Below are 19,821 nucleotides of genomic sequence, written 5' to 3' on the forward strand. Positions count from 1 at the left end.
GCCCCACGGAAATGCCGAGCATGCTGCACAGCCACCTGACCACCCTCAACGCGGTTTCGCTGATCCTCAACCTGTTTCAGGAACAGGGGTGCGAGGCAACGGCGCTGCTGGCTGGCAGCGGTATAGGCCCGGCAGACCTTGGCCATGCCGATGCGCGCATCACTACCCAGCAAGAGCTGCAGGTATGCGCCAACGCCGTGGCACGGCGTGAAGACATCGGCCTGGAGCTGGGCAGACGCATGCATGTGTCGTGCTACGGCATGCTGGGTTACGCCCTGCTCTCCAGTGCCACTTTGGGTGACGCCTTGCGCCTTGCTTTGCAGTATCCGGCACTGCTGGGAACAGTCTTTCGCTTACGCCTGATAGACGATGGCCAGCGCATCTGGCTTAGCGCCGATGAATATCGCGACCTCCCGGCGCTGGCCGCTTTCAATGCCGAGTTCTGCCTGGTGTCGCTCAAAGTCATATGTGACGACCTGCTGGGCCGCCCGCTGCCGCTGCTCGGCGCGCGTTTCGAACATGCTCGGCCCGACTATCACGCCCGCTATACCGATGCGTTCCCGTGCCCGCTCGGGTTCGGCGCGCCGGACAACGCCTTTGCTTTCGAGCGGCGCTGGCTGGACGCCCCACTGCCCCTGGCCGACCCGATCACCCACAAAGCCATGGGCGAGCGCTGCCGGCGCCTGAACCTTGAATTCACCGGGCGCCAGGCCTGGCTGGGGCGGATACGCCAATTACTGCTGCAGCAACTGGACGCTGCCCCCGGCCTGGAAGGCTTGGCGCGGCAGATGAACTGCTCGTCTCGTACCTTGCGCCGGCACTTGCAGGCGCTGGGCAGCAGTTATCAACAGCTGCTCGATGAGCTGCGATTCGAGCGAGCCAAGCAACTGCTGGCCGATGGGCAGATACCTATCTACCGAATTGCCGAGCGTTTGGGGTTCAGTGAGACGGCAAGCTTCCGGCATGCCTTCCAGCGTTGGAGCGGTGTGGCGCCCAGCCATTTCCGAGGTTGATCAAGGCCAGCGAGCTTGGCCACATCGATCCCCTTTTGGCCGTTTGCGTCGTTCTCCCGCGCCCGGCAGCCCGTGAAAATGAGCCAACGCCAGTACTACCGGAGAACAACAATGCTGACGATCTATTCCGATGACCACCGCCTGCACCACGGCCGCTGCGAGCTGATCGACGGCAAGCTGATGCCCTGCTTCGAAATGCCTTCGCGCGCCGACCATGTGCTCGATCAGGTGAAAAAGCGCAACCTCGGTGATGTCCAGGCCCCGACCGATTTTGGCCGTGCACCACTGCAGCGCATCCACAGCGCAGACTATCTCGACTTCTTCGAAGGTGCCTGGGCACGTTGGGCCGCGCTGGGTCAGGAGGGTGACTTGTTGCCCTTCACCTGGCCGGCACGCACCTTGCGCCAAGTCAAACCCACCGGCCTGCATGGCGAGTTGGGCTACTACAGTTTCGATGCCGGCGCGCCCATCACCGCAGGCACCTGGCAGGCCGCCTACAGCGCAGCACAGGTTGCCCTCACCGCCCAAGCTGCAATCGAGCAAGGCGCCCATGCGGCCTTCGCCCTGTGCCGCCCACCAGGGCATCACGCCGCCGCCGAGGTCATGGGCGGTTACTGCTACCTGAACAACGCCGCGATTGCTGCCCAGGCCTTCCTCGACCAAGGCAGGGCCAAGGTGGCCATCCTTGACGTCGATTACCACCATGGCAATGGCACCCAGGACATCTTCTACCAGCGCGATGACGTGTTCTTCGCCTCGATCCACGGCGACCCGCAAGACGAGTTCCCGTTCTTCCTGGGCTACGCGGACGAAACCGGCGCAGGCGCGGGCGAAGGCTGCAACATCAATTACCCGCTGCCTGCCGGCAGCGACTGGGCAGCCTGGAGCGCCGCGCTGGAAGACGCCTGCCGGCGCATCGCCGATTACGATGCCGACGTTTTGGTCATCTCTCTGGGCGTGGACACCTTCAAGGATGACCCTATCTCCCAGTTCAAGCTGGACAGCCCGGACTATCTTGAGATGGGCAAACGCATCGCCCAGCTCGGCAAGCCGACCTTGTTCGTGATGGAAGGCGGCTACGCTGTGGAAGAAATCGGTATCAACGCGGTCAATGTGCTGGAAGGTTTCCAGCTCGCCCAGCCAGGAGCCCGATAATGGCCCGACTCAAGCGCCTGCTCGCCCCACTCATAGCTGCCACCCTGTTCACCGGCGCCGTCCAGGCACAAGCCGAACAGCGCACCTTGCGCGTCTACAACTGGTTCGATTACATCACCCCGCAAACCTTGACCGGTTTCCAGAAGGACAGCGGCGTCAAGCTGGTCTACGACATCTTCGACACCAACGAAGCCTTGGAAGCGAAGCTGCTAACAGGCAACTCCGGCTACGACGTGGTAGTGCCGTCCAATGTGTTTCTCGCCAAGCAGATCGAGGCGGGAGTCTTCCAGCCACTGGACCGCAGCAAGCTGCCGAACTGGCAGCACCTGGACCCGGCACTGATGAAGCTCATCGAGGCCAACGACCCAGGCAACAAGTTCGCCGTGCCCTACATGTACGGCACGGTGCTGATCGGCTTCAACCCGGACAAGGTCAAGGCGGTACTGGGCGACAAGGCCCCCGTGGACAGCTGGGACCTGCTCTTCAAGGAAGAGAACATCGCCAAGCTCAAGCAGTGCGGTGTAGCGCTGCTCGACTCGCCATCAGAGATCCTGCCGCTGGCGTTGCAATACCTGGGGCTGGACCCCAACAGCAGCAAGCCGGATGACTACAAGCAAGCCGAGGCTCTGCTGCAGAAGATCCGCCCCTACATCACCTACTTCCACTCTTCCAAGTACATGGCAGATATCGCCAACGGTGACATCTGCGTTGCCGTTGGTTATTCCGGCAGTTTCTCCCAGGCAGCAAACCGCGCCCGGGATGCGAAGAACGGTGTGGTGGTGGACATGCGCCTGCCCAAGGAGGGCGCGCCGATCTGGTTCGACATGCTGGCGATTCCGAAGGGCGCCGCCAACCCGGAGGATGCGCATACGTTCATCAACTACCTGCTGCGCCCAGAGGTGATTGCGCCGATCAGCGACTTTGTCGGCTACCCGAACCCGAACAAGGATGCGACGGAAAAGGTCAGCCCAGCGATCCGCAACAACCCCAACCTGTATCCAACGGCGGAGGCGATGGCCAAGCTGTATACGCTCAAGCCTTTGACGCGTGAGGCAGAGCGGGCGCGGACGCGGGCCTGGACCAGGATCAAGTCCGGGACTTGATACCGTCTTGCAACAGGACCGCGCGCTCCTGCAGGAGAGCGCGGTTCCTTGTTGAGCGGCCTTGTGTCGCGATGGCCTGCAAAGCAGGCCAGCAATCTCAATCCCGCTTCACAAGGCCCGGCAACTGCGCCACCAGCTTCTGGTTGTTGAACGGCGCGCGTATGAACCCACGCTGACGCCCGTCCGGCCCGACAATCGCCAGGTTACCGCTGTGATCCACGGTATATCCGGGCTTGCTGGTATCCGCCGGAATGAACGGAATGCTCAAGGCATTGGCCAGCTTCTGGGTATCCTCGAGCGACCCCGCCACCCCGACGAAATCCTTGTCGAAATAACCCAGGTACTGCTTGAGCTGGTTCGGCGTGTCGCGGTTCGGATCGACACTCACCAGTACCACCTGCAGCCGGTCGACCGCTTCCTTGGGCAGCTCGCTCTTCACCTGGCGCAACTGGGCCAGGGTGGTGGGGCAGATATCCGGGCAATAGGTATAGCCAAAGAACAGCAGCGACCACTTGCCCTTGAGATCGTCAAGCTGCACCGGCTGGCCGTCCTGGTTGGTCATGGTCACGTCGGCAACCGTGCGGCTCTGCGGCAGGAGGATGATGCCGGCATCGATCAGCTCGGTGGGGTTTGGCTGGTCACTGCCATTTAGCACCTTGTTGACGGTCAGGCCCATGATCAACGCGACCAGGGCAACGAGGATGAAGACGGTTTTCTGGGTTCGGGTCATAGGTTCAGCAACAGGTAGTGGTCAACAAGCAACGCAATGAACAGCGCGAACAGGTAGCCGATAGAGTACTTGAAGGTGCCGATCGCCGCGTGCGGCCGGCTGCCACGGTACAACACCCAGGCCCATTGCAGGAAGCGCAGGCCAAGGGCGAGGGCGCAGGCCAGGTACAACGGGCCGCTCATGTGGATGGCGTAGGGCAGCAGGGTCACCGCCAGCAGTATCAAGGTATAGAGCAGGATGTGCAGCTTGGTGTAGCGCTCGCCGTGGGTTACCGGCAGCATCGGGATATCGGCCTTGGCATACTCCTCCTTGCGGTGAATGGCCAGGGCCCAGAAGTGCGGCGGCGTCCAGGCGAAGATGATCAGCACCAGCAACAAGGGCTCGGCACTGACTTGGCCACTTACTGCCACCCAGCCAAGCAGCGGCGGGGCCGCGCCTGCAAGGCCACCGATAACGATGTTCTGCGGGGTCGCACGCTTGAGAAANATAGAGCACCGCATAGCCGAGCAGAGAGGCAAGCGTCAGCCAGGCGGCGAGGGCGTTGGTGAACACCAGCAACAGGGCCATGCCCAGCAGCGCCAGGGCGAGGGCGAACAACAGCGCCGGCAGTGGCGCGACCCGCCCCTGGGCCAGCGGCCGCTTGTGGGTGCGGGCCATCAGCGCATCGATGCGCCGGTCCAGCACATGGTTGACCGCCGCAGCGCCCCCCGCGCACAGGGCAATCCCCAGGTTGCCGAACACCAGCACGCTCCAAGGTACCCCGGCACGGGTCGCCAGGAACATGCCCACCAGCGAGGTGATCAGCATCAGCACCACCACCTTGGGCTTGGTCAGCTCCAGATAGTCGCGCCAGCCTGCACGCTGCGCAGTTAGAAGCGTCGCCACGAGTCGTTCCTCAAGTGATGGGCCGCGCCCACGCCTGTCACCGGCGTCAGGCGCCAGCCCTGGCCCACGCGCACCTTGTCGACGACGCGGATACGGTAGTTGACCAGCACCATGCTCAGCAGCAACAGGGCGCCGCCTGCGTTATGCGCCACAGCCACCGCCAGAGGCAGGTGCAGCAGCACATTGCTGATGCCCAGGCCTACCTGCAGCGCCAGCACCAGCAGTACCAGGCGCTCCAACCCAGGCAAGCCACAGCGGTGCAGCTTCCAGCTGAGCATCAGCAGCACACCAGTGACCAGCAGCGCGCCCAGGCGGTGGCTGATGTGGATGGCCGTGCGCGCATCGCTGTCCAGTTGCCCGCCCAGGTAGTTGGGGCCGACGTGCTGGGTCAGGTGGAAACCGTTGCTGAAGTCCGCTGCCGGCCACCACTGGCCATGGCAGGTCGGCAAGTCTGTGCAGGCAACGGCCGCATAGTTGGAACTGACCCAGCCGCCCAAGGCAATCTGGCCGATCACCACCAGCAGCGCCAAGGCAGCAATCCGCCGCAAGCTCAGCGGTAATTTAGGTAACGGCGCAAAGGCCCGTGACAGGCGCAGCGACAGCAGGAACAACAAGGCCAGGGTAGTGAAGCCACCCAGCAGGTGTGCGGTGACGACCTGCGGCCACAGCTTGAGGGTCACTGTCCACATGCCGAATGCCGCCTGGGCCAGTACAACGCCTAGCAACAGCACCGGCAGGCGGTAGGGCTGGCCGTCGCGCGAATGCCGGCGCACGGCCTGGAAGGCGAGCAAGGCAATCACCAAGGCGAGCGTGCCGGCAAAGTAACGATGGACCATCTCGGCCCAGCCCTTGGCGACCTCCACCGGGTGCTCGGGGAAGTGCAGCTCGGCATGGGCCAGTTGCGCGTCGGTTTTCGGTACGCTGATGAAGCCATAGCAGCCAGGCCAGTCTGGGCAGCCCAGGCCAGCATGGGTCAGACGGGTATACGCACCGAGCAGTACGACCAGCAGTGCCAGCAGGGTGGCGAACACAGCGAGGCGGAATCCGGGTCTGGCCATGGCAGGGCTCCTAGCCGATGTTGGACAGCTTGAGCAGGTGGCGCAGGTCATCCAGTACATGCTTGCCACTGACCTTGCCGTCATAGCGCAGCACCAGGTTGCCGTGCGGGTCGACGATCCACAGCTGCGGCGCGGGGTCTCCTACCTTCTGAAGGTAGCGCTGTGTATCGAGTGGATAACGCTGCAGCTGTGGGTACTCGCGCCCCAGCAAGGCCTGGTAGCCGGCACTCAACGGTTGGGCAGCGGCCAGGGCATGGCTGGCACGGCTGGCGTCCCGGCCAAGGCCAATCTGGATCTGCCGCGCCAGGTAAACCAGGCGCTGGCAGTCTTCGGCACAGCTTTCTGGGGCGCTGACCAGCAGTTGCCAACGTGCGTCTTCGCCAGCGATGCCGATATCGCTGCGGCTCTGGCCATTGCCGATCATCGTCCCGTGATAGCTTCGGCCTTCCGGCACCCAGAACTTGAGCTTGTACATGCTGGTGGCCAGGATCATCGGGCCGAGCACCACCAGCAGAATCAGGATCAGCTGCAAACGCCCGCGGGCTCTGGGTTTGCGACGCTCAGGCAGGTCCAGTGGAGTGGTGGTGGCGGCCATGGCGGTTCTCCTTTTTGTTGTGCCAGCCAAAGTAGAGGTAGAGCAGCACCAGGGCGGTGGCCAGGGCGAACCATTGCACCGCATAACCCAGGTGTTTTTCCGGGCCCATGGCGACCACAGGCCAGTCCAAGCGGTAAGCCGCCGGGCCGGGTTGCAGGCGCAATTCATGGGCGAACCCTTCGCGCCGAAGCTGTTGCCACAGTTGTGCGGGGTTCACGGCCGTCAGCAGGTGCGGCCATTGGCCGCCAACGGGGTCGGGGTGCAATTGAAAGGTGTTGCCGGGCGCTACGTATACCGAGGCATCCAGGGCCAGAGCCTGCGCAGGGGTGTCGAAGGGCACCGGTACGCGGCGGTCGGGCCAGGGCAGCCACCCGCGGTTGACCAACAGCCACAAGCCGCTGGGTTGGTCGAGAAAGGGCTGCAGCAACTCGACGCCTGCCTGGCCGTCGCGCATGCGATTGTCCAGCAGCACGCTGTGCTCGGCATCGAAACGGCCGTAGAGGTGCACACGGCGGAAGGCGGTATCGTCGCTCGGCTGCAACTGGGCCGCGGAAAGCGGCGCGTCGACGCTGCGCTCGGCATGGCTGGCCAGCAATGCGCGCTTTTCGTCGGCTCGGCCCAATTGCCAGCAGCCAAGGGCAATCAACCCCGGCAGTAGCGCAAGCACTACCAGGGTGGGTACCCAGCCCGGGCGAAACGGGCTCACGGGTGCCTCGCTATACTTATCCACATCACCGCATCCCCCTGGAGAAACGCCATGCTCAAGGCCGCGATCGTCATGATGCTGTTGGCCACCATTGCCAGCCTGTTCAGCGGCCTGGTGTTTCTGGTCAAGGACGATGAAAACTCGACCCGCCTGCTCAAGGCACTGACCGTGCGTGTCACCTTGGCCTGCCTGACCATCGCGCTGGTTGCTTATGGCCTCATCAGTGGCCAGCTGGTCTCCCACGCTCCTTTTTAAGCCTCTCTGCACCACAAGGGCTGCGTCGCCCTTCACAGCACATACACAAAGATGAACAGCCCGACCCACACCACATCGACGAAGTGCCAATACCAGCTTGCCGCCTCGAAGCCGAAGTGTTTGTCCGGGTTGAAGTGCCCACGCAGGATGCGCACGAACATCACGATCAAAATGATCGTGCCCAAGGTCACGTGGGCACCGTGGAAGCCTGTGAGCATGAAGAAGGTTGCGCCGTAGATCCCCGAGCCCAGCGTCAGGCCCAACTTGGTGTAGGCCTCGAAGTATTCGTAGGCCTGCAGCGCGATGAAGCTCAACCCCAGCAGGATGGTGATTGCCATCCACAGCTTCAGCGCCCCACGGTGGTCACGTCGCAGTGCATGGTGGGCGATGGTGATGGTCACGCTCGAGCTGACCAGCAAAATGGTGTTGATCAAAGGCAGGTGCCAAGGGTCGATGACGTCCTTGGCCGGCGGGAACAGCTTGGGGTCCGGGGTATTGAGCAGGGGCCAGGTGAATTCGAAACTGGGCCACAGCATGTGTGCGACCCCCTTGTCGCCTTCACCACCGAGCCATGGCCCGGCCAGTACCCGCACGTAGAACAACGCGCCAAAGAAGGCCAGGAAGAACATCACCTCGGAGAAGATGAACCAGCTCATGCCCCAGCGGAACGAGCGGTCCAGCTGCGCGCTATACAGCCCGGCGTGGCTTTCCTTAACGACCGCCCCGAACCAGCCGAACAGCATGTAGGCCAGCAGCAGGGCACCGACGAAGAAAATCAGCGGCCCATGGGAGTCGGGGTGGCCAGCCTTGAGGTCGTTGAACCACGTGCCAAGGCCGTACACCGTGACGAACATGCCGATGGTGGCAATGATCGGCCACTTGCTCTGCGCAGGGACATAGTAGTGTTCATGACTTGCCATTGCTGTTCTCCTTCCCTTAACGGGCGCCATGAACGTCCTGGGGCGCGACATGCGCGACCGGCGGGTGGCGAGCGGTGATGTCGAACAAGGTGTAGGCCAGTGTCAGGTGCTTCACGCTGGCCGGCAGGTCCCGGTCGACGATGAAGCGCACAGGCATCTCGATACGTTCGCCGGGCTGCAGCACCTGCTGGGTAAAGCAGAAGCACTCGGTCTTGTGGAAATACGCCGCGGCCTCGGCCGGTGTGATGCTGGGTACGGCCTGGGCGCTCATCGGCCGGTCAGTGGTGTTGTGAGCCACGAAGATCATCTGGTTGACGGCCCCCGGGTTGACCGCGAGCTGGTCGGCAGTGGCATAGAAGTCCCAGACCATGTCGCCGGCATTGGTCGACATGAACTGCACCCGCACCGAACGCGTCGGATCGCTGACCTGGCTACCCTCATACTGCCCGCCGGTCTTGCCATTGATGCCGAAGGCCCTGCACATGACGTCGTAGATCGGCACCAGGGCAAAGCCGAAGGCGAACATCACCACCGTCAGCATCAGCAGGCGCAGCACCAGACGTTTGAGCGGTTGGCCGGTCATGGGCGGTTACCTATTTCACATCCGGTGGCGTCTGGAAGGTGTGATACGGCGCCGGCGAAGGGACCGACCACTCAAGGCCCTCTGCACCATCCCAGGGTTTGGCCGGGGCCGGCGCGCCGCCGCGAATGCACTTGATGACGATGAACAGGAAGAAGATCTGCGTGGCACCAAACATGAACGCACCGACCGATGACACCATGTTGAAGTCGGCGAACTGCAGGTTGTAGTCAGGAATGCGCCGCGGCATGCCGGCCAAGCCAACGAAGTGCATGGGGAAGAAGGCCAGGTTCATGCCGATGAACGACAGCCAGAAATGCAGCTTGCCGAGGGTTTCGTCGTACATGTGGCCGGTCCACTTCGGCAGCCAGTAATAGGCCGAGGCGAAGATGCCGAAGATCGCCCCAGGCACCAGCACGTAATGGAAGTGCGCCACCACGAAGTAGGTGTCGTGGTACTGGAAGTCTGCCGGCGCGATGGCCAGCATCAGCCCGGAGAACCCACCGATGGTGAACAATATGACGAAGGCGATGGCGAACAGCATCGGCGTCTCGAAGGTCAGTGAGCCTTCCCACATGGTGCTGACCCAGTTGAACACCTTCACCCCGGTGGGCACGGCAATGAGCATGGTCGCGTACATGAAGAACAACTCACCCACCACCGGGATGCCGACCACGAACATGTGGTGCGCCCAGACGATGAACGACAGGAAGGCGATCGCACCCGTGGCATAGACCATCGAGGTGTAGCCGAACAGCGGCTTGCGCGAGAACGCCGGGATGATCGAGCTGACCGCGCCGAAGGCCGGCAGGATCATGATGTACACCTCTGGGTGGCCGAAGAACCAGAACACATGCTGGAACAGCACCGGGTCACCGCCACCGGCGGCACTGAAGAAGCTGGTGCCAAAGTGGATATCCATCAGCATCATGGTCACCACACCGGCCAGCACCGGCATCACCGCGATCAGCAGGAAGGCAGTGATCAGCCAGGTCCAGACGAACAGCGGCATTTTCATCAGGGTCATGCCCGGTGCGCGCAGGTTGAGAATGGTGGCGATGACGTTGATGGCCCCCATGATCGAACTGATACCCATCAAGTGGATGGCAAAGATGAAGAAGGTCACGCTGGCGGGGGCATAGGTGGTCGATAGCGGGGCGTAGAAGGTCCAGCCAAAGTTCGGCCCGCCACCAGGGCTGAACAGGGTCGATACCAGCATCAGAAACGCTGCCGGCAGCAGCCAGAAACTGAAGTTGTTCATCCGCGGCAGGGCCATGTCCGGCGCGCCGATCATCAGCGGGATCATCCAGTTGGCCAAGCCGACGAAGGCCGGCATCACTGCGCCGAACACCATGATCAGGCCGTGCATGGTGGTCATCTGGTTGAAAAATGCCGGCTCGACGATCTGCAGCCCGGGCTGGAACAGTTCGGCGCGTATCACCATGGCGAACGAGCCGCCAAGGAGGAACATGATGAAGCTGAACCACAGGTACATCGTGCCGATGTCCTTGTGGTTGGTGGTCAGCACCCAGCGCATCAGGCCCTTTGCCGGGCCGTGGGCATGCTCATGGCCGTGGGCGTGGTCGTCGATCACTGCACTCATGTCCTGTCTCCTGCAGCCCACTGACTGCCGCGAGTAACCCGGTTCATTGCGCTTGTGCCTGCTTGAGCGCCAGCACGTCCTTCGGTGTGACCATGTCGCCTTTGTCATTGCCCCAGGCGTTGCGCTCGTAGGTGACCACGGCGGCGATATCGACCTCAGACAGCTGCTTGCCGAAGGCCGCCATGGAGGTGCCGGGCTTGCCATGGAAGACGATGTTCAGGTGGGCCTCTATGGGGCCGGTGGCGATCTTCGAGCCCTTGAGAGCCGGGAACATCGGCGGCAAGCCCTGGCCTTCGGCCTGGTGACAGGCCACGCAGGTGGTGTGGTAAACCTTGTCGCCGCGCGCGACCAACTCTTCAAGGGTCCATTCCTTGCTGGTCAGCTCCTTGAGTTTGGCCGCCTCGGCCTTGCGCTCGCCGAGCCAGGTGTCGTAGTCGGCCTTGGACTTGACCTCCACCACCACCGGCATGAAACCGTGGTCCTTGCCACACAGTTCGGTGCATTGGCCGCGATAGATGCCGGGCTTCTCGACGCGCGTCCAGGCTTCATTGACAAAGCCTGGGATGGCGTCACGCTTGACCGCGAAAGCCGGTACCCACCAGGAATGGATGACGTCGGCGGCCGTCACCAGAAAGCGCACTTTCGCCCCTACCGGCAGCACCAGCGGCTGGTCGACCTCAAGCAGGTAGTGCTCATCCTTGGGCGCCTTGTTCTGGATCTGGTCGGCAGGGGTGGCCAGGTTGCTGAAAAACTCCACGTCCTGGCCCAGGTATTTGTAGTGCCATTTCCACTGGTAGCCCGTAACCTGGATATCAATGTCCGATTCGCTGGCGTCGTAGATATCGATCAGGGTCTTGGTGGCGGGGATGGCCATGGCCACCAAGATGAGCAAGGGGACCACGGTCCACAGGATTTCCACCCAGGTGTGCTCGTGAAAATGCGCAGCTTGCTGGCCGGTGGAACGGCGGTGGATGACCATGGACCAGAACATCGCGCCGAACACCACGACGCCGATGATCACGCAGATCCAGAAGATGGTCATGTGCAGGTCGAACACGGCGTTGGAGACTTCCGTCGCCCCCGGCGCCATGTTCACGGTCCAGGCGGCGTTGGCCTGACCTAAAACCAACCACAACAGGAGGCCCATCCAGACTGGTGGATGTCGCATCATTGCGGGTTCCCCTTCTAATTCTTGTTGTCCCGGAGGCATGGCCTGCGGCAAGAGGGAACGGCGGTCAAGACTGCCTGGCTTCGACGACCGAGCCCCTGCGAAAAGCAGTCGGGCCTCATCAGCGAATCACGTTCAACCCGAGTATAGACAGCGACCAATGGCACGCAACGACGCAGGTGAAATGATCTTCATGAAATCGTGAAATCGCCTGCAAGGCCTGCTCTAGACGCTAAGTGGCATAATGGTGGCATCTGCATATACCCAACAGCGCACACGTTTGCGCGATTTATAACAAATGCGTCTTAGGTATTCTGTATACCGAGCTAATTTAGTGTCTTCCGTTTGAAACGTATTGTCCCTGGAGTTGTCATGAACATCGCTGCTGTACGCGAGCAAATAAGCCAAGCCCACGATCACGAACGCCACACCGGCCAACTGAAAGAGCGTCTCGAGCTGCAACTGCCCCACCTGCACCCCTCGATCCAACTGCCTGAGCAGGACGCCCAGGGTACTTTGGCGCGCTTCGTCAGCGCCTATATCGACCAGGTGCCGGAGTTGCTGGAGGCTGCCCACGCGGTGGCGCTCGAGGCCGGTATCGAGTCGCAGATCAAACCTGTACTGAAGATCGCCGAAGCCTATTTCCTGCAGCCGCCGAGCGTGATGCAAGGGCACGTGGGCCTGGACTGCCTGCTGGATGAAGCCTACCTGGCGCACCGTCTGGTGGAGGAGGTGAACGACCTTTATATCCGCCACTTCCAGCAACCACTGATCCCATTCGATACCACCATGGCCAACTTGATTGCCCATCAACTGATCGGAGAGACCTTCGCCAACCAGCTCGATGAGGTGGTGCACCACTCGGTGGATGAAATGCTCAACGAGGAAAGTTTTGCTACCGAATCCGTAGAAGCCTACCGGGAAACCTTGAGCAGCCCGAAGACTGGCGAGGCCTGGAAACGCTGGCCATGCCTGTCGCGCCAGCTGGGTGTCGAACTGGGCCAGCCGGCCTGAGCGCTGCCAGCAGCCCCATGGGAACAGGCTCCAACTGATCGGCTGTACCGCGCACGGATAGATTCTTCCCGCCCCCTATCGGGTAGGCATTGACCTAACAAGGCGAGGAAGAACCATGAGCATCAAATGGAACAGGCTTTACACGGACCTGTTACGCGGCAGCCGCTCCACCCTTTGGGGCAACTGGGCCCTCAACCCGGTCATCAAACCCGGTGCAGTAGGCATCATCGACCCGGCTTCCGGCGATTTCACCCTGGTCAACGAAGCGTTGCCCACCGTGCAGATTTCCAATGTTCAGCAAGGGCGCCGCTGGGCCATCAGCTCCAAGGATGTATCCCGCAGGGAGACCAAGGCCAATGTTTCAGGGACGGTGATCGACCCTGCCACCGGCGCTCAGGTCAAGCCAGACCTGACGCTAGAGTGGAACTTCGGTAAAGAGGAGTCGATCGCTTCGGAGTTTGCCCTTCATGGTGAGCAACGTCTGAGTGACCTGGCCTTGATCCACGACCAGTACGATTGGCTATATGCACAGGCCGAGAAAGTCGGCATGGCCAGCAATGGCAGGATTGCAGAAGGTTTTGGCGTGGTAACGAGCGTCATTCTGGCCAGTAGCGGCGTGAATGCCGGGGCCAAGAGCAAGAATGCCAAATTCGCCCTTTCGGGTTCAGCCAGCGGCCTGAACACCTTGCTGGGCGAAGACGGTATTTCAGGCAAAGGTGGGGCAACGTTCATTTCCATCCGCGATACCGCTTCGGTGGAATCGCACACGCTGCCTGCGCAAGATGGCCAGGTTGCGACCATCCCGCTGCCTGTGGCCTACAGCTTTGCCTCTTTTGGCCCCGACAGGATGATCATTCCGATCTGGGTGCGCAAAGTTGGCAGCTTGCAACTGCATGTCGACAGCAAGGCCACTTCCGCCACCACCTACATCACCAAAGTATCGATTGCCTATGATCTGCCAGGTGAACGCCGCACCACGATTGGCCCGATGACCATTACCGGCGGCCTGTCGCATAACTTCACCATTCCGCTCGGCGCCAGGAACCTCGACTTCAGCGCCGAATTCGTCAACCTGGGCGACAATCAAACACTCAAAAGGTATTGGGCGACACCGCTCAGCCAGTGGGTTGGCGGCAGCCGGACCATCAACCTGTATGGTACGTGGCCCGGCTCGCCCTCCATGCGTGTCGTCGAGGAAGACTGACCTCAACATTCTGCCGCAGTGCGCAAGCCCCCCTCGATACGCCGCTTGAGCCCACGCGGCTCGATGAGCAGGCGTGAACCGGCGCTGCGCTGAGTACGCCCCCAGTCTTCCAATAACTCCAGCACCGAGTGGTCTATGTAACTCAGGTTGGCCAGCGGTACGTGCAGCTGAGTGCCAGGGGGCACCGTTTCCAGCACCTGGGTCAGTGCCGGCACCTTGAGAAAGGTGGCGGCGCCGGTGAGCCGCAGCTCCATGTGCCCAGGCCGGTCCAGGCTGAGCAGGTTGATCTTCAGGCGGGCCGCTTTGAGTGCCAGCTTCAGCAGCGTCAGGGCAAAGCCCAGCAGTACACCGGTCAGCAGGTCCGTGAAGATGATCGCCAGCGCGGTAGCTGCATAGGTGAACATGGGCATGCGACCGTAGCGGCCAAGCCCACGAAAGGCCTTGAAGTCCACCAACTTGATACCGGTGTAAACCAGCACGCCCGCCAGGCTTGCCACCGGGATCTGCTGCAGCACACTGCTCAAGACCACCACGAAAGCCAACAGCCACAAGCCGTGGAGGATCGCCGATGCACGGGTTTGCGCGCCTGCCTGCACATTGGCCGAACTGCGGACGATCACTCCGGTCATCGGCAGCGCGCCCAATACACCGCATAGCATGTTGCCGATACCCTGCGCGGAAAGTTCACGGTCGAAGTCCGAGCGCTGGCCGCTGTGCATGCGGTCCACCGCCGCGGCAGACAACAGCGTTTCGGCACTGGCGATGAAAGCCAGGGCGAAGGCGGCCACCAGCAAGGTCGGATCAGCCAGTTGCAGCAAATCTTCGGGGCGCAGCCAGTCGATGGCCTCGGTCAAGTCTGCCGGCACCTGCACGCGATTGACGGGCAGTGCCAGCCACATGCTGACCAACGTCATGCCCGCCACACCGAGCAAGGCCCCAGGTACGAACCGCAGACGCTGTGGCCGCAAGCGTTCCCAACCCCACATCACGGCGATGGTCCCCACACCGAGCAGGCCGGCCTGCCAGCCACTGCCGGCACTTTCAAAGGGCAGGGCGCTAGCCACTGTAGCGGGGAACCCGATCAGGTTCTGCAAGCCCGAAGGTTGCGGCGCGGTGTCGAACATCACATGCACCTGTGACAGCACGATCAGCACACCGATACCTGCCAGCATGCCGTACACCACCGCCGGGGCGGTGACGCGGAACCAGCAGCCCAGGCGCAAACGCCCGGCCAGCAATTGCAACAAACCCGCCAGCAGCAGGATCGGCCCGAGCATCGCCACGCCGTGTTGGCGCACCAGTTCGAACACCAGCACGGCCAAGCCCGCGGCAGGGCCACTGACCTGCAGTGGCGAACCGGCCAGAAAGCCCACCACGATACCGCCGATGATGCCGGTTATCAGGCCTTTGGCAGGAGGCATGCCCGAAGCGATCGCAATGCCCATGCACAAGGGCAGGGCCACCAGGAAGACCACAACCGACGCCAGCAACTCTCGCGGCAAGGCCGCTTTCAACTGTGTAATGTTCACCGTGTTTCTCCTTTCTCTGTCACATGGCCTTTCCTCTGGCCATGGGCACGTTTGGCCCCTGACAAACGCGCAGGCGCGGGCCGCCAGCGAGCATGCCGGCAGGGCAGTCAGGGAATTCAAGGCAGCCGAAGGCCGCGCCACACCCCTGCGGGGTGCAGCCGGCTATCAAGGTTCTAGCGGTGGATGGGTCGCTTAGTAGCGGCCTCTCGGAGTCGCGCAGGGCACCGGCTCACCGGCGGCCAGGGGCATGAAGCTGTCGCTGGCGGCATCGTAGGCTTCGATCCGGCTGGTCTCGATGTCATAGACCCAACCATGGATGTACAGCTCGCCAGCCGCAAGGCGCGACGCCACCGACGGGTGGGTGCGCAGGTGGTGCAACTGGGCAATGACGTTTTCGCGGGTCAGCACCTGCATGGTTTCATGCTCGCTGCCGCAGGAGCAGTTGTTCTCGACCACGGTGCGTGCCACTTCGGCATGACGCAGCCAGGCGGAAACGGTCGGCATCTTGGCCAGCGATTGCGGGTTGAGTACCGCACGCATCGCGCCGCAGTCGGAGTGGCCACAGATGATGATGTGGTGCACGCCCAGCGCCGACACGGCGTACTCGATGGCGCTGGAAACGCCGCCGTTCATCTGGCCATATGGCGGTACCACGTTGCCAACGTTACGGGTCACGAACAGGTCGCCTGGCGAGCTCTGGGTGATCAGCTCGGGGACGATACGCGAGTCGGCACAGGTGATGAACATGGCGCGCGGCGTTTGCGCGGTGGCGAGCTTCTTGAACAGCTCTTGCTGCTCGGGGAAGACGTCATGGTGGAAACGCAGGAAGCCGTCGACGATGTGCTTGAGGGCGGCATCGGCGCTCTCCGCGGGGGCCTGCGGAACGACCTTGGATGGGTCCTTGACGGGCATGATTCATCCTCTTGACGGTGAGTTGGTAAATCCATTTTACCGGTGAAAGATTCTGGCTATGCGAGGAATTAGATGACACGCACAGGCCATAGATCACAGTCTTCGTGGACTGGTTTCCTACGCTAGCGGGGAAAACTTAACTGAAACTTAATTCGGAGGCTCTAGAACGGGTGTTCCAGATAGATAAGGCGGGAATTGAATAATAGCAAAAACACATCAAATGCCAAGAGCCCTGAATAAGATTATGTGCTTGGATTAGTTGCATTGAGGGTCAAAACAATGCCATTTGCCCACCGGGGGGACAGAACGCCGAACAATCCAGCATTTGCCCCTCCCGCCCCTCCAAACCCAGCTTGCGCATGGCCTTGGCAAAGCGTTGCGCCAGCAGCTCTGCGAAAATGCCCTCACCACGCATGCGCGCACCGAAGCGGCTGTCATACAGCTCGCCACCCCGGCTCTGGCGAATCAGGCTCAACACATGGCTGGCGCGCTGCGGGTAATGGTCCTGCAGCCACTGCTCGAACAGCGGTGCCACTTCCAGCGGCAGGCGCAACATCATGTAGGCTGCGTTCTGCGCGCCAGCCTCCTTGGCGGCGTCCAAAAGGTGCTCCAGTTCGCTGTCGTTGATCATGGGAATCATCGGCGAACACAACACGCCCACCGGCACACCCGCCTCGCGCAGCACCCGGATTGCCCGCAACCTGGCCTTGGGCGAGGCCGCACGCGGCTCGAGCACCCGCTTGAGGCCGTCGTCCAGCGTGGTCAGGCTGATCATCACCCGCACCAACCGCTGGCTGGCCATTTCGGCCAGCAAATCCAGGTCACGCAATACCAGCGAACCTTTGGTGACGATGGTCACCGGGTGGCGAAAACGCAACAGCACTTGCAGCAAGCGCCGGGTCAATAGGTGCTCACGTTCGATCGGCTGGTAGGGGTCTGTGTTGGCACCCAGGTTGATGGGGGCGCACACATAGCCCGGCTTGCTCAGTTGCTCGGCAAGCACCTCGGCGGCGTTGGTCTTGGCGATCAGTTTGGTTTCGAAATCCAACCCTGGGGACAAGTCCCAATAGGCGTGCGAGGGGCGGGCATAGCAGTAGATGCAACCATGCTCGCAGCCTCGGTAGGGATTGATGGAGCGATCGAAGGGCAGGTCGGGTGAGGTGTTGCGGCTGATGATCGTCTTGGCCGTTTCAGCCCGCACCTCGGTGCCTTGGGTCAATGGAACCTCCTGATGCCAGCCGTCATCCTCAGCCACCGAATGGCTCGGGGCAAAGCGGTTGTGTGGATTATGCGCCGTCCCACGGCCTTTCTGTGGTGCTGGAGGATTCATCGCCAAGCCCTATGCTGTACATATGAACAGTATAGGGGCAAGGCTCATCTTGCCAGCACCTCCGGTCAGGCCAGCCCGTGCCAACTCAGGTAGGGGGCAAGGCTTGGGGCGCGCCCAAGGAAGGCTTCAAGGCCCTCGCGCAGTGGCCGCGAAGCGCCAGGCTCGAACAATGCCTGCGCAAGCGCCTGGCCCGTTGCGCGGTCAAGCAAACCGTTCGTTTCAAAACGGGTAAACAGGTCAAACGCGTGCACATCGGCCCACAGGTAAGCGTAATAGCCAGCATCGTATCCGCTGACCAGATGGTCGAAGGCATGCGCGGGGTGCTCGAAATCTGCCAATGGCCAATAGCCGCATCGCTCCCGGGCATCGTCGAGCCGCTGCTCGAGCGTTCTGCCGTCATACGGCGTGCCGTGCAGGTCCAGGTCGAACAGCGCCAGGCTCAGGTCGCGGCCAATTTCCTCGATCCCCTGCTGCTTGAACTGTTTCAGGTACGCTGCAGCGCCAGCCGTGCTCAGCCTACTGCCAGACTGGTCCGGCACGGCGATGCTGGCCAGGTAGCCTGCATCCCACACCCAGCGCTCCACCAACTTGCCGAACAGTTCCATGCCATCGGTGCCCAGTTCCGAAACATTGGACATGGCATTGTTGCTGGTGCGGACCAGCAAGTGATGCAAGGCATGGCCAAACTCGTGATAAAGCTTGCGCAATGCCAGGTGGTCCAAAAGCGGCTCACTCTCGCCCAGCGCTGCGGGGATGTCACTGTTCACCACCACCACCGCTGCATGGTAGATACCCTCGGCATCAATACGCCGGTTGCGCACATACGTGGTGAACACGGCGTCAGCCTGTTTCCCGGCGTGTTGCACGGCGTCCAGATAGAACAGGCCGATAGGCGCGTGGTCTTGCCAGACCTCAAAGGTCTGCACGCTGGCATCCCAGGCAGGCATTCGGGCTGGACGCAGCTCAAGCCCAAACAGCTGCTGCGCCAGCCGGGCCAGTGCAGTGACCACGGCACTCAAGGGGAAGTGCTCGCGAAACACCTCACTCGGTTGCGCATGCGTCGGCAATGCCTGCAGGTGAATGACATCCCAAGGCTGCACGCGCGTGAGGCCCTGCACGAGCGCCTTCTGCCCAATGCCCTCACGCCATTGTTGCAGGGCGGGTTGTACGCTGGCTGCGAGGGTTTGCAGAAAACCCCGAACAGCGCTGACCGAGCCGGCACTTTTGGTACTCAGGCTCAGCTCGAGGTGGCTGGCAAAGCCGAGCAGGCGGGCTTTGTCATCCAGCAGTTCGGCCAAACGCTGCAAACGCGTACCGTTGTCCTCCTGCAGGTCATTATCGACCCCACGGGTGTGGAAGGCGCGGTAGAGCTTTTCGCGCAGGGGGCGGTGCTTCGCTTGCCGAAGCACCGCCTCGGTTGGGGCGCTTTCACAGGCAACCAGCCAACCTTGCAAACCAGCCTCGCTGGCCCGGGCGGCCAGCTCATCTCGCAACCGTTGCAAAAGACCAATCAGTTCGCCCTCGTCCTCGATCAGCAACCCCGGCCGGTCGATATCGCGCACAAAGGCCTCCCGCAACGTACCGATCTGCGCTTGCAGCTCGGCGAGGCGGGCTTTGTCGTGTTCGTCCAACGCTGCGCCACTGGTTGCAAACCTGTCGAGATGCCAGCGCAAGGTAGCGCGCTTCATCGCGGCCAGGTTGATGCCGATGTCACTGCGCGCCAACCGTTCATACAAGGCATGCAGCCTGCTGTCGGTATCTTTCTGCTCGAAACGCGCAACTGTTCTGCCATAGAACCCCAGAATGGATTCGGCCCAGTCCTGGTCCCGGCCCACGAGCGGGATGACGGTATACAACGTGCCCGACAACTGCGCGTCCAGCTCATCCACGGCGAGCACCAGGTCGTCCCAGGTGGGCTGTGCCTGCTGTCGTTCGATGATGCGCGCGATACCTTGCTCATGCGCCGAAAGCACATGGTCGAAAGCAGCGGCCATGTTTTCCAGGGTTATCGAAGGGAAATCAATAGGGGCGTTGCTGTTTTGCAGGAGGGGGTTGTTCATG

Annotated in this window: 18 protein-coding genes and 1 pseudogene; 6 read left to right on the forward strand and 13 right to left on the reverse strand. The window is 61.9% G+C overall.

Translation table 11 applies throughout. From position 1 onward, the window contains the following. Nucleotides 1-20 precede the first annotated feature (20 nt). From BLX42_RS19530 to BLX42_RS19540, 3 genes are all read left to right on the forward strand, one after another. Nucleotides 21-1,013: an AraC family transcriptional regulator gene (locus tag BLX42_RS19530; RefSeq protein WP_161872420.1), complete on the forward strand. Its 993-nt coding sequence runs from the start codon at nt 21-23 to the stop codon at nt 1,011-1,013. Nucleotides 1,014-1,124: 111 nt separating this feature from the next. Then, complete coding sequence (locus BLX42_RS19535; RefSeq protein WP_161872421.1) at nt 1,125-2,168, forward strand: histone deacetylase family protein; 1,044 nt, start codon at nt 1,125-1,127, stop codon at nt 2,166-2,168. Beyond that, complete coding sequence (locus BLX42_RS19540) at nt 2,168-3,271, forward strand: polyamine ABC transporter substrate-binding protein (RefSeq protein WP_046786832.1); 1,104 nt, start codon at nt 2,168-2,170, stop codon at nt 3,269-3,271. Before BLX42_RS19535 ends, BLX42_RS19540 begins: the two co-directional genes overlap by 1 nt. Nucleotides 3,272-3,368: 97 nt before the next feature. On the opposite strand, the gene BLX42_RS19545 is transcribed toward BLX42_RS19540, so the two are convergent. The 5 genes and pseudogenes from BLX42_RS19545 to BLX42_RS19565 all read right to left on the reverse strand — a co-directional run bounded on the left by BLX42_RS19545 (nt 3,369) and on the right by BLX42_RS19565 (nt 7,245). Then, on the reverse strand, nt 3,369-4,001 hold the full coding sequence (locus BLX42_RS19545; protein ID WP_161872422.1) for an SCO family protein: 633 nt from the start codon (nt 3,999-4,001) through the stop codon (nt 3,369-3,371). Next, a pseudogene (cyoE, locus tag BLX42_RS19550) lies at nt 3,998-4,886 on the reverse strand (heme o synthase). The gene BLX42_RS19545 and the pseudogene cyoE overlap by 4 nt, the downstream one beginning before the upstream one ends. Then, on the reverse strand, nt 4,871-5,944 hold the full coding sequence (locus BLX42_RS19555; RefSeq protein WP_161872423.1) for a heme A synthase: 1,074 nt from the start codon (nt 5,942-5,944) through the stop codon (nt 4,871-4,873). Before BLX42_RS19555 ends, cyoE begins: the two are co-directional and overlap by 16 nt. A gap of 10 nt (nt 5,945-5,954) precedes the next feature. Continuing rightward, on the reverse strand, nt 5,955-6,539 hold the full coding sequence (locus BLX42_RS19560; protein ID WP_046786830.1) for a hypothetical protein: 585 nt from the start codon (nt 6,537-6,539) through the stop codon (nt 5,955-5,957). Further along, nucleotides 6,505-7,245: an SURF1 family protein gene (locus BLX42_RS19565; protein ID WP_161872424.1), complete on the reverse strand. Its 741-nt coding sequence runs from the start codon at nt 7,243-7,245 to the stop codon at nt 6,505-6,507. Before BLX42_RS19565 ends, BLX42_RS19560 begins: the two co-directional genes overlap by 35 nt. Nucleotides 7,246-7,296: 51 nt before the next feature. Between BLX42_RS19565 and BLX42_RS19570 the strand changes: the two genes are divergently transcribed. After that, a complete protein-coding gene (locus tag BLX42_RS19570) occupies nt 7,297-7,500 on the forward strand; it encodes a twin transmembrane helix small protein (protein ID WP_012312078.1) in 204 nt (67 codons plus the stop codon). A gap of 32 nt (nt 7,501-7,532) precedes the next feature. Here the strand turns inward: BLX42_RS19570 and BLX42_RS19575 are convergent, their stop codons facing one another. The 4 genes from BLX42_RS19575 to coxB are packed head-to-tail and all read right to left on the reverse strand — an operon-like array spanning nt 7,533 to nt 11,774. Beyond that, nucleotides 7,533-8,420, reverse strand: coding sequence for a cytochrome c oxidase subunit 3 (locus BLX42_RS19575; protein WP_161872425.1), 888 nt, complete (start codon nt 8,418-8,420; stop codon nt 7,533-7,535). 16 nt (nt 8,421-8,436) lie between these two features. Further along, a complete protein-coding gene (locus tag BLX42_RS19580; RefSeq protein ID WP_161872426.1) occupies nt 8,437-9,003 on the reverse strand; it encodes a cytochrome c oxidase assembly protein in 567 nt (188 codons plus the stop codon). 10 nt (nt 9,004-9,013) lie between these two features. Continuing rightward, nucleotides 9,014-10,603 (reverse strand): cytochrome c oxidase subunit I, encoded by a 1,590-nt coding sequence (gene ctaD / locus BLX42_RS19585; protein WP_012312075.1) that lies wholly within the window; start codon nt 10,601-10,603, stop codon nt 9,014-9,016. A 43-nt stretch (nt 10,604-10,646) separates the two neighbouring features. Then, nucleotides 10,647-11,774, reverse strand: coding sequence for a cytochrome c oxidase subunit II (gene coxB, locus BLX42_RS19590; protein ID WP_046786826.1), 1,128 nt, complete (start codon nt 11,772-11,774; stop codon nt 10,647-10,649). A gap of 369 nt (nt 11,775-12,143) precedes the next feature. Between coxB and BLX42_RS19595 the strand changes: the two genes are divergently transcribed. Then, a complete protein-coding gene (locus BLX42_RS19595; RefSeq protein WP_012312073.1) occupies nt 12,144-12,785 on the forward strand; it encodes a hypothetical protein in 642 nt (213 codons plus the stop codon). Nucleotides 12,786-12,900: 115 nt separating this feature from the next. Then, on the forward strand, nt 12,901-13,989 hold the full coding sequence (locus BLX42_RS19600; protein ID WP_161872427.1) for a hypothetical protein: 1,089 nt from the start codon (nt 12,901-12,903) through the stop codon (nt 13,987-13,989). Nucleotides 13,990-13,991: 2 nt separating this feature from the next. Here the strand turns inward: BLX42_RS19600 and BLX42_RS19605 are convergent, their stop codons facing one another. From BLX42_RS19605 to BLX42_RS19620, 4 genes are all read right to left on the reverse strand, one after another. Then, nucleotides 13,992-15,518 carry a SulP family inorganic anion transporter gene (locus BLX42_RS19605; RefSeq protein WP_046786823.1) on the reverse strand — a complete coding sequence of 509 codons (1,527 nt, stop codon included), beginning with the start codon at nt 15,516-15,518 and terminating at the stop codon, nt 13,992-13,994. Nucleotides 15,519-15,710: 192 nt separating this feature from the next. After that, complete coding sequence (locus BLX42_RS19610; protein ID WP_012312070.1) at nt 15,711-16,430, reverse strand: carbonic anhydrase; 720 nt, start codon at nt 16,428-16,430, stop codon at nt 15,711-15,713. 271 nt (nt 16,431-16,701) lie between these two features. After that, a complete protein-coding gene (locus BLX42_RS19615; RefSeq protein WP_161872428.1) occupies nt 16,702-17,760 on the reverse strand; it encodes a PA0069 family radical SAM protein in 1,059 nt (352 codons plus the stop codon). A gap of 65 nt (nt 17,761-17,825) precedes the next feature. Then, nucleotides 17,826-19,820, reverse strand: a complete 1,995-nt coding sequence (locus tag BLX42_RS19620; protein WP_161872429.1) for a M3 family metallopeptidase — start codon at nt 19,818-19,820, stop codon at nt 17,826-17,828. Nucleotide 19,821 lies beyond the last annotated feature (1 nt).

This window comes from Pseudomonas sp. SG-MS2, from assembly GCF_009933855.1.
GTDB classification, from domain to species: domain Bacteria; phylum Pseudomonadota; class Gammaproteobacteria; order Pseudomonadales; family Pseudomonadaceae; genus Aquipseudomonas; species Aquipseudomonas putida_E.

Bases quoted from the DNA above. Each gene is read 5' to 3' on its own strand.
- BLX42_RS19530 (WP_161872420.1), top strand. From the start codon at position 21: ATGCTGCACAGCCACCTGACCACCCTCAACGCGGTTTCGCTGATCCTC.
- BLX42_RS19535 (WP_161872421.1), top strand. From the start codon at position 1,125: ATGCTGACGATCTATTCCGATGACCACCGCCTGCACCACGGCCGCTGC.
- BLX42_RS19540 (WP_046786832.1), top strand. From the start codon at position 2,168: ATGGCCCGACTCAAGCGCCTGCTCGCCCCACTCATAGCTGCCACCCTG.
- BLX42_RS19545 (WP_161872422.1), bottom strand. From the start codon at position 4,001: ATGACCCGAACCCAGAAAACCGTCTTCATCCTCGTTGCCCTGGTCGCG.
- BLX42_RS19555 (WP_161872423.1), bottom strand. From the start codon at position 5,944: ATGGCCAGACCCGGATTCCGCCTCGCTGTGTTCGCCACCCTGCTGGCA.
- BLX42_RS19560 (WP_046786830.1), bottom strand. From the start codon at position 6,539: ATGGCCGCCACCACCACTCCACTGGACCTGCCTGAGCGTCGCAAACCC.
- BLX42_RS19570 (WP_012312078.1), top strand. From the start codon at position 7,297: ATGCTCAAGGCCGCGATCGTCATGATGCTGTTGGCCACCATTGCCAGC.
- BLX42_RS19575 (WP_161872425.1), bottom strand. From the start codon at position 8,420: ATGGCAAGTCATGAACACTACTATGTCCCTGCGCAGAGCAAGTGGCCG.
- BLX42_RS19580 (WP_161872426.1), bottom strand. From the start codon at position 9,003: ATGACCGGCCAACCGCTCAAACGTCTGGTGCTGCGCCTGCTGATGCTG.
- ctaD (WP_012312075.1), bottom strand. From the start codon at position 10,603: ATGAGTGCAGTGATCGACGACCACGCCCACGGCCATGAGCATGCCCAC.
- coxB (WP_046786826.1), bottom strand. From the start codon at position 11,774: ATGATGCGACATCCACCAGTCTGGATGGGCCTCCTGTTGTGGTTGGTT.
- BLX42_RS19595 (WP_012312073.1), top strand. From the start codon at position 12,144: ATGAACATCGCTGCTGTACGCGAGCAAATAAGCCAAGCCCACGATCAC.
- BLX42_RS19600 (WP_161872427.1), top strand. From the start codon at position 12,901: ATGAGCATCAAATGGAACAGGCTTTACACGGACCTGTTACGCGGCAGC.
- BLX42_RS19610 (WP_012312070.1), bottom strand. From the start codon at position 16,430: ATGCCCGTCAAGGACCCATCCAAGGTCGTTCCGCAGGCCCCCGCGGAG.
- BLX42_RS19615 (WP_161872428.1), bottom strand. From the start codon at position 17,760: ATGAATCCTCCAGCACCACAGAAAGGCCGTGGGACGGCGCATAATCCA.
- BLX42_RS19620 (WP_161872429.1), bottom strand. From the start codon at position 19,820: ATGAACAACCCCCTCCTGCAAAACAGCAACGCCCCTATTGATTTCCCT.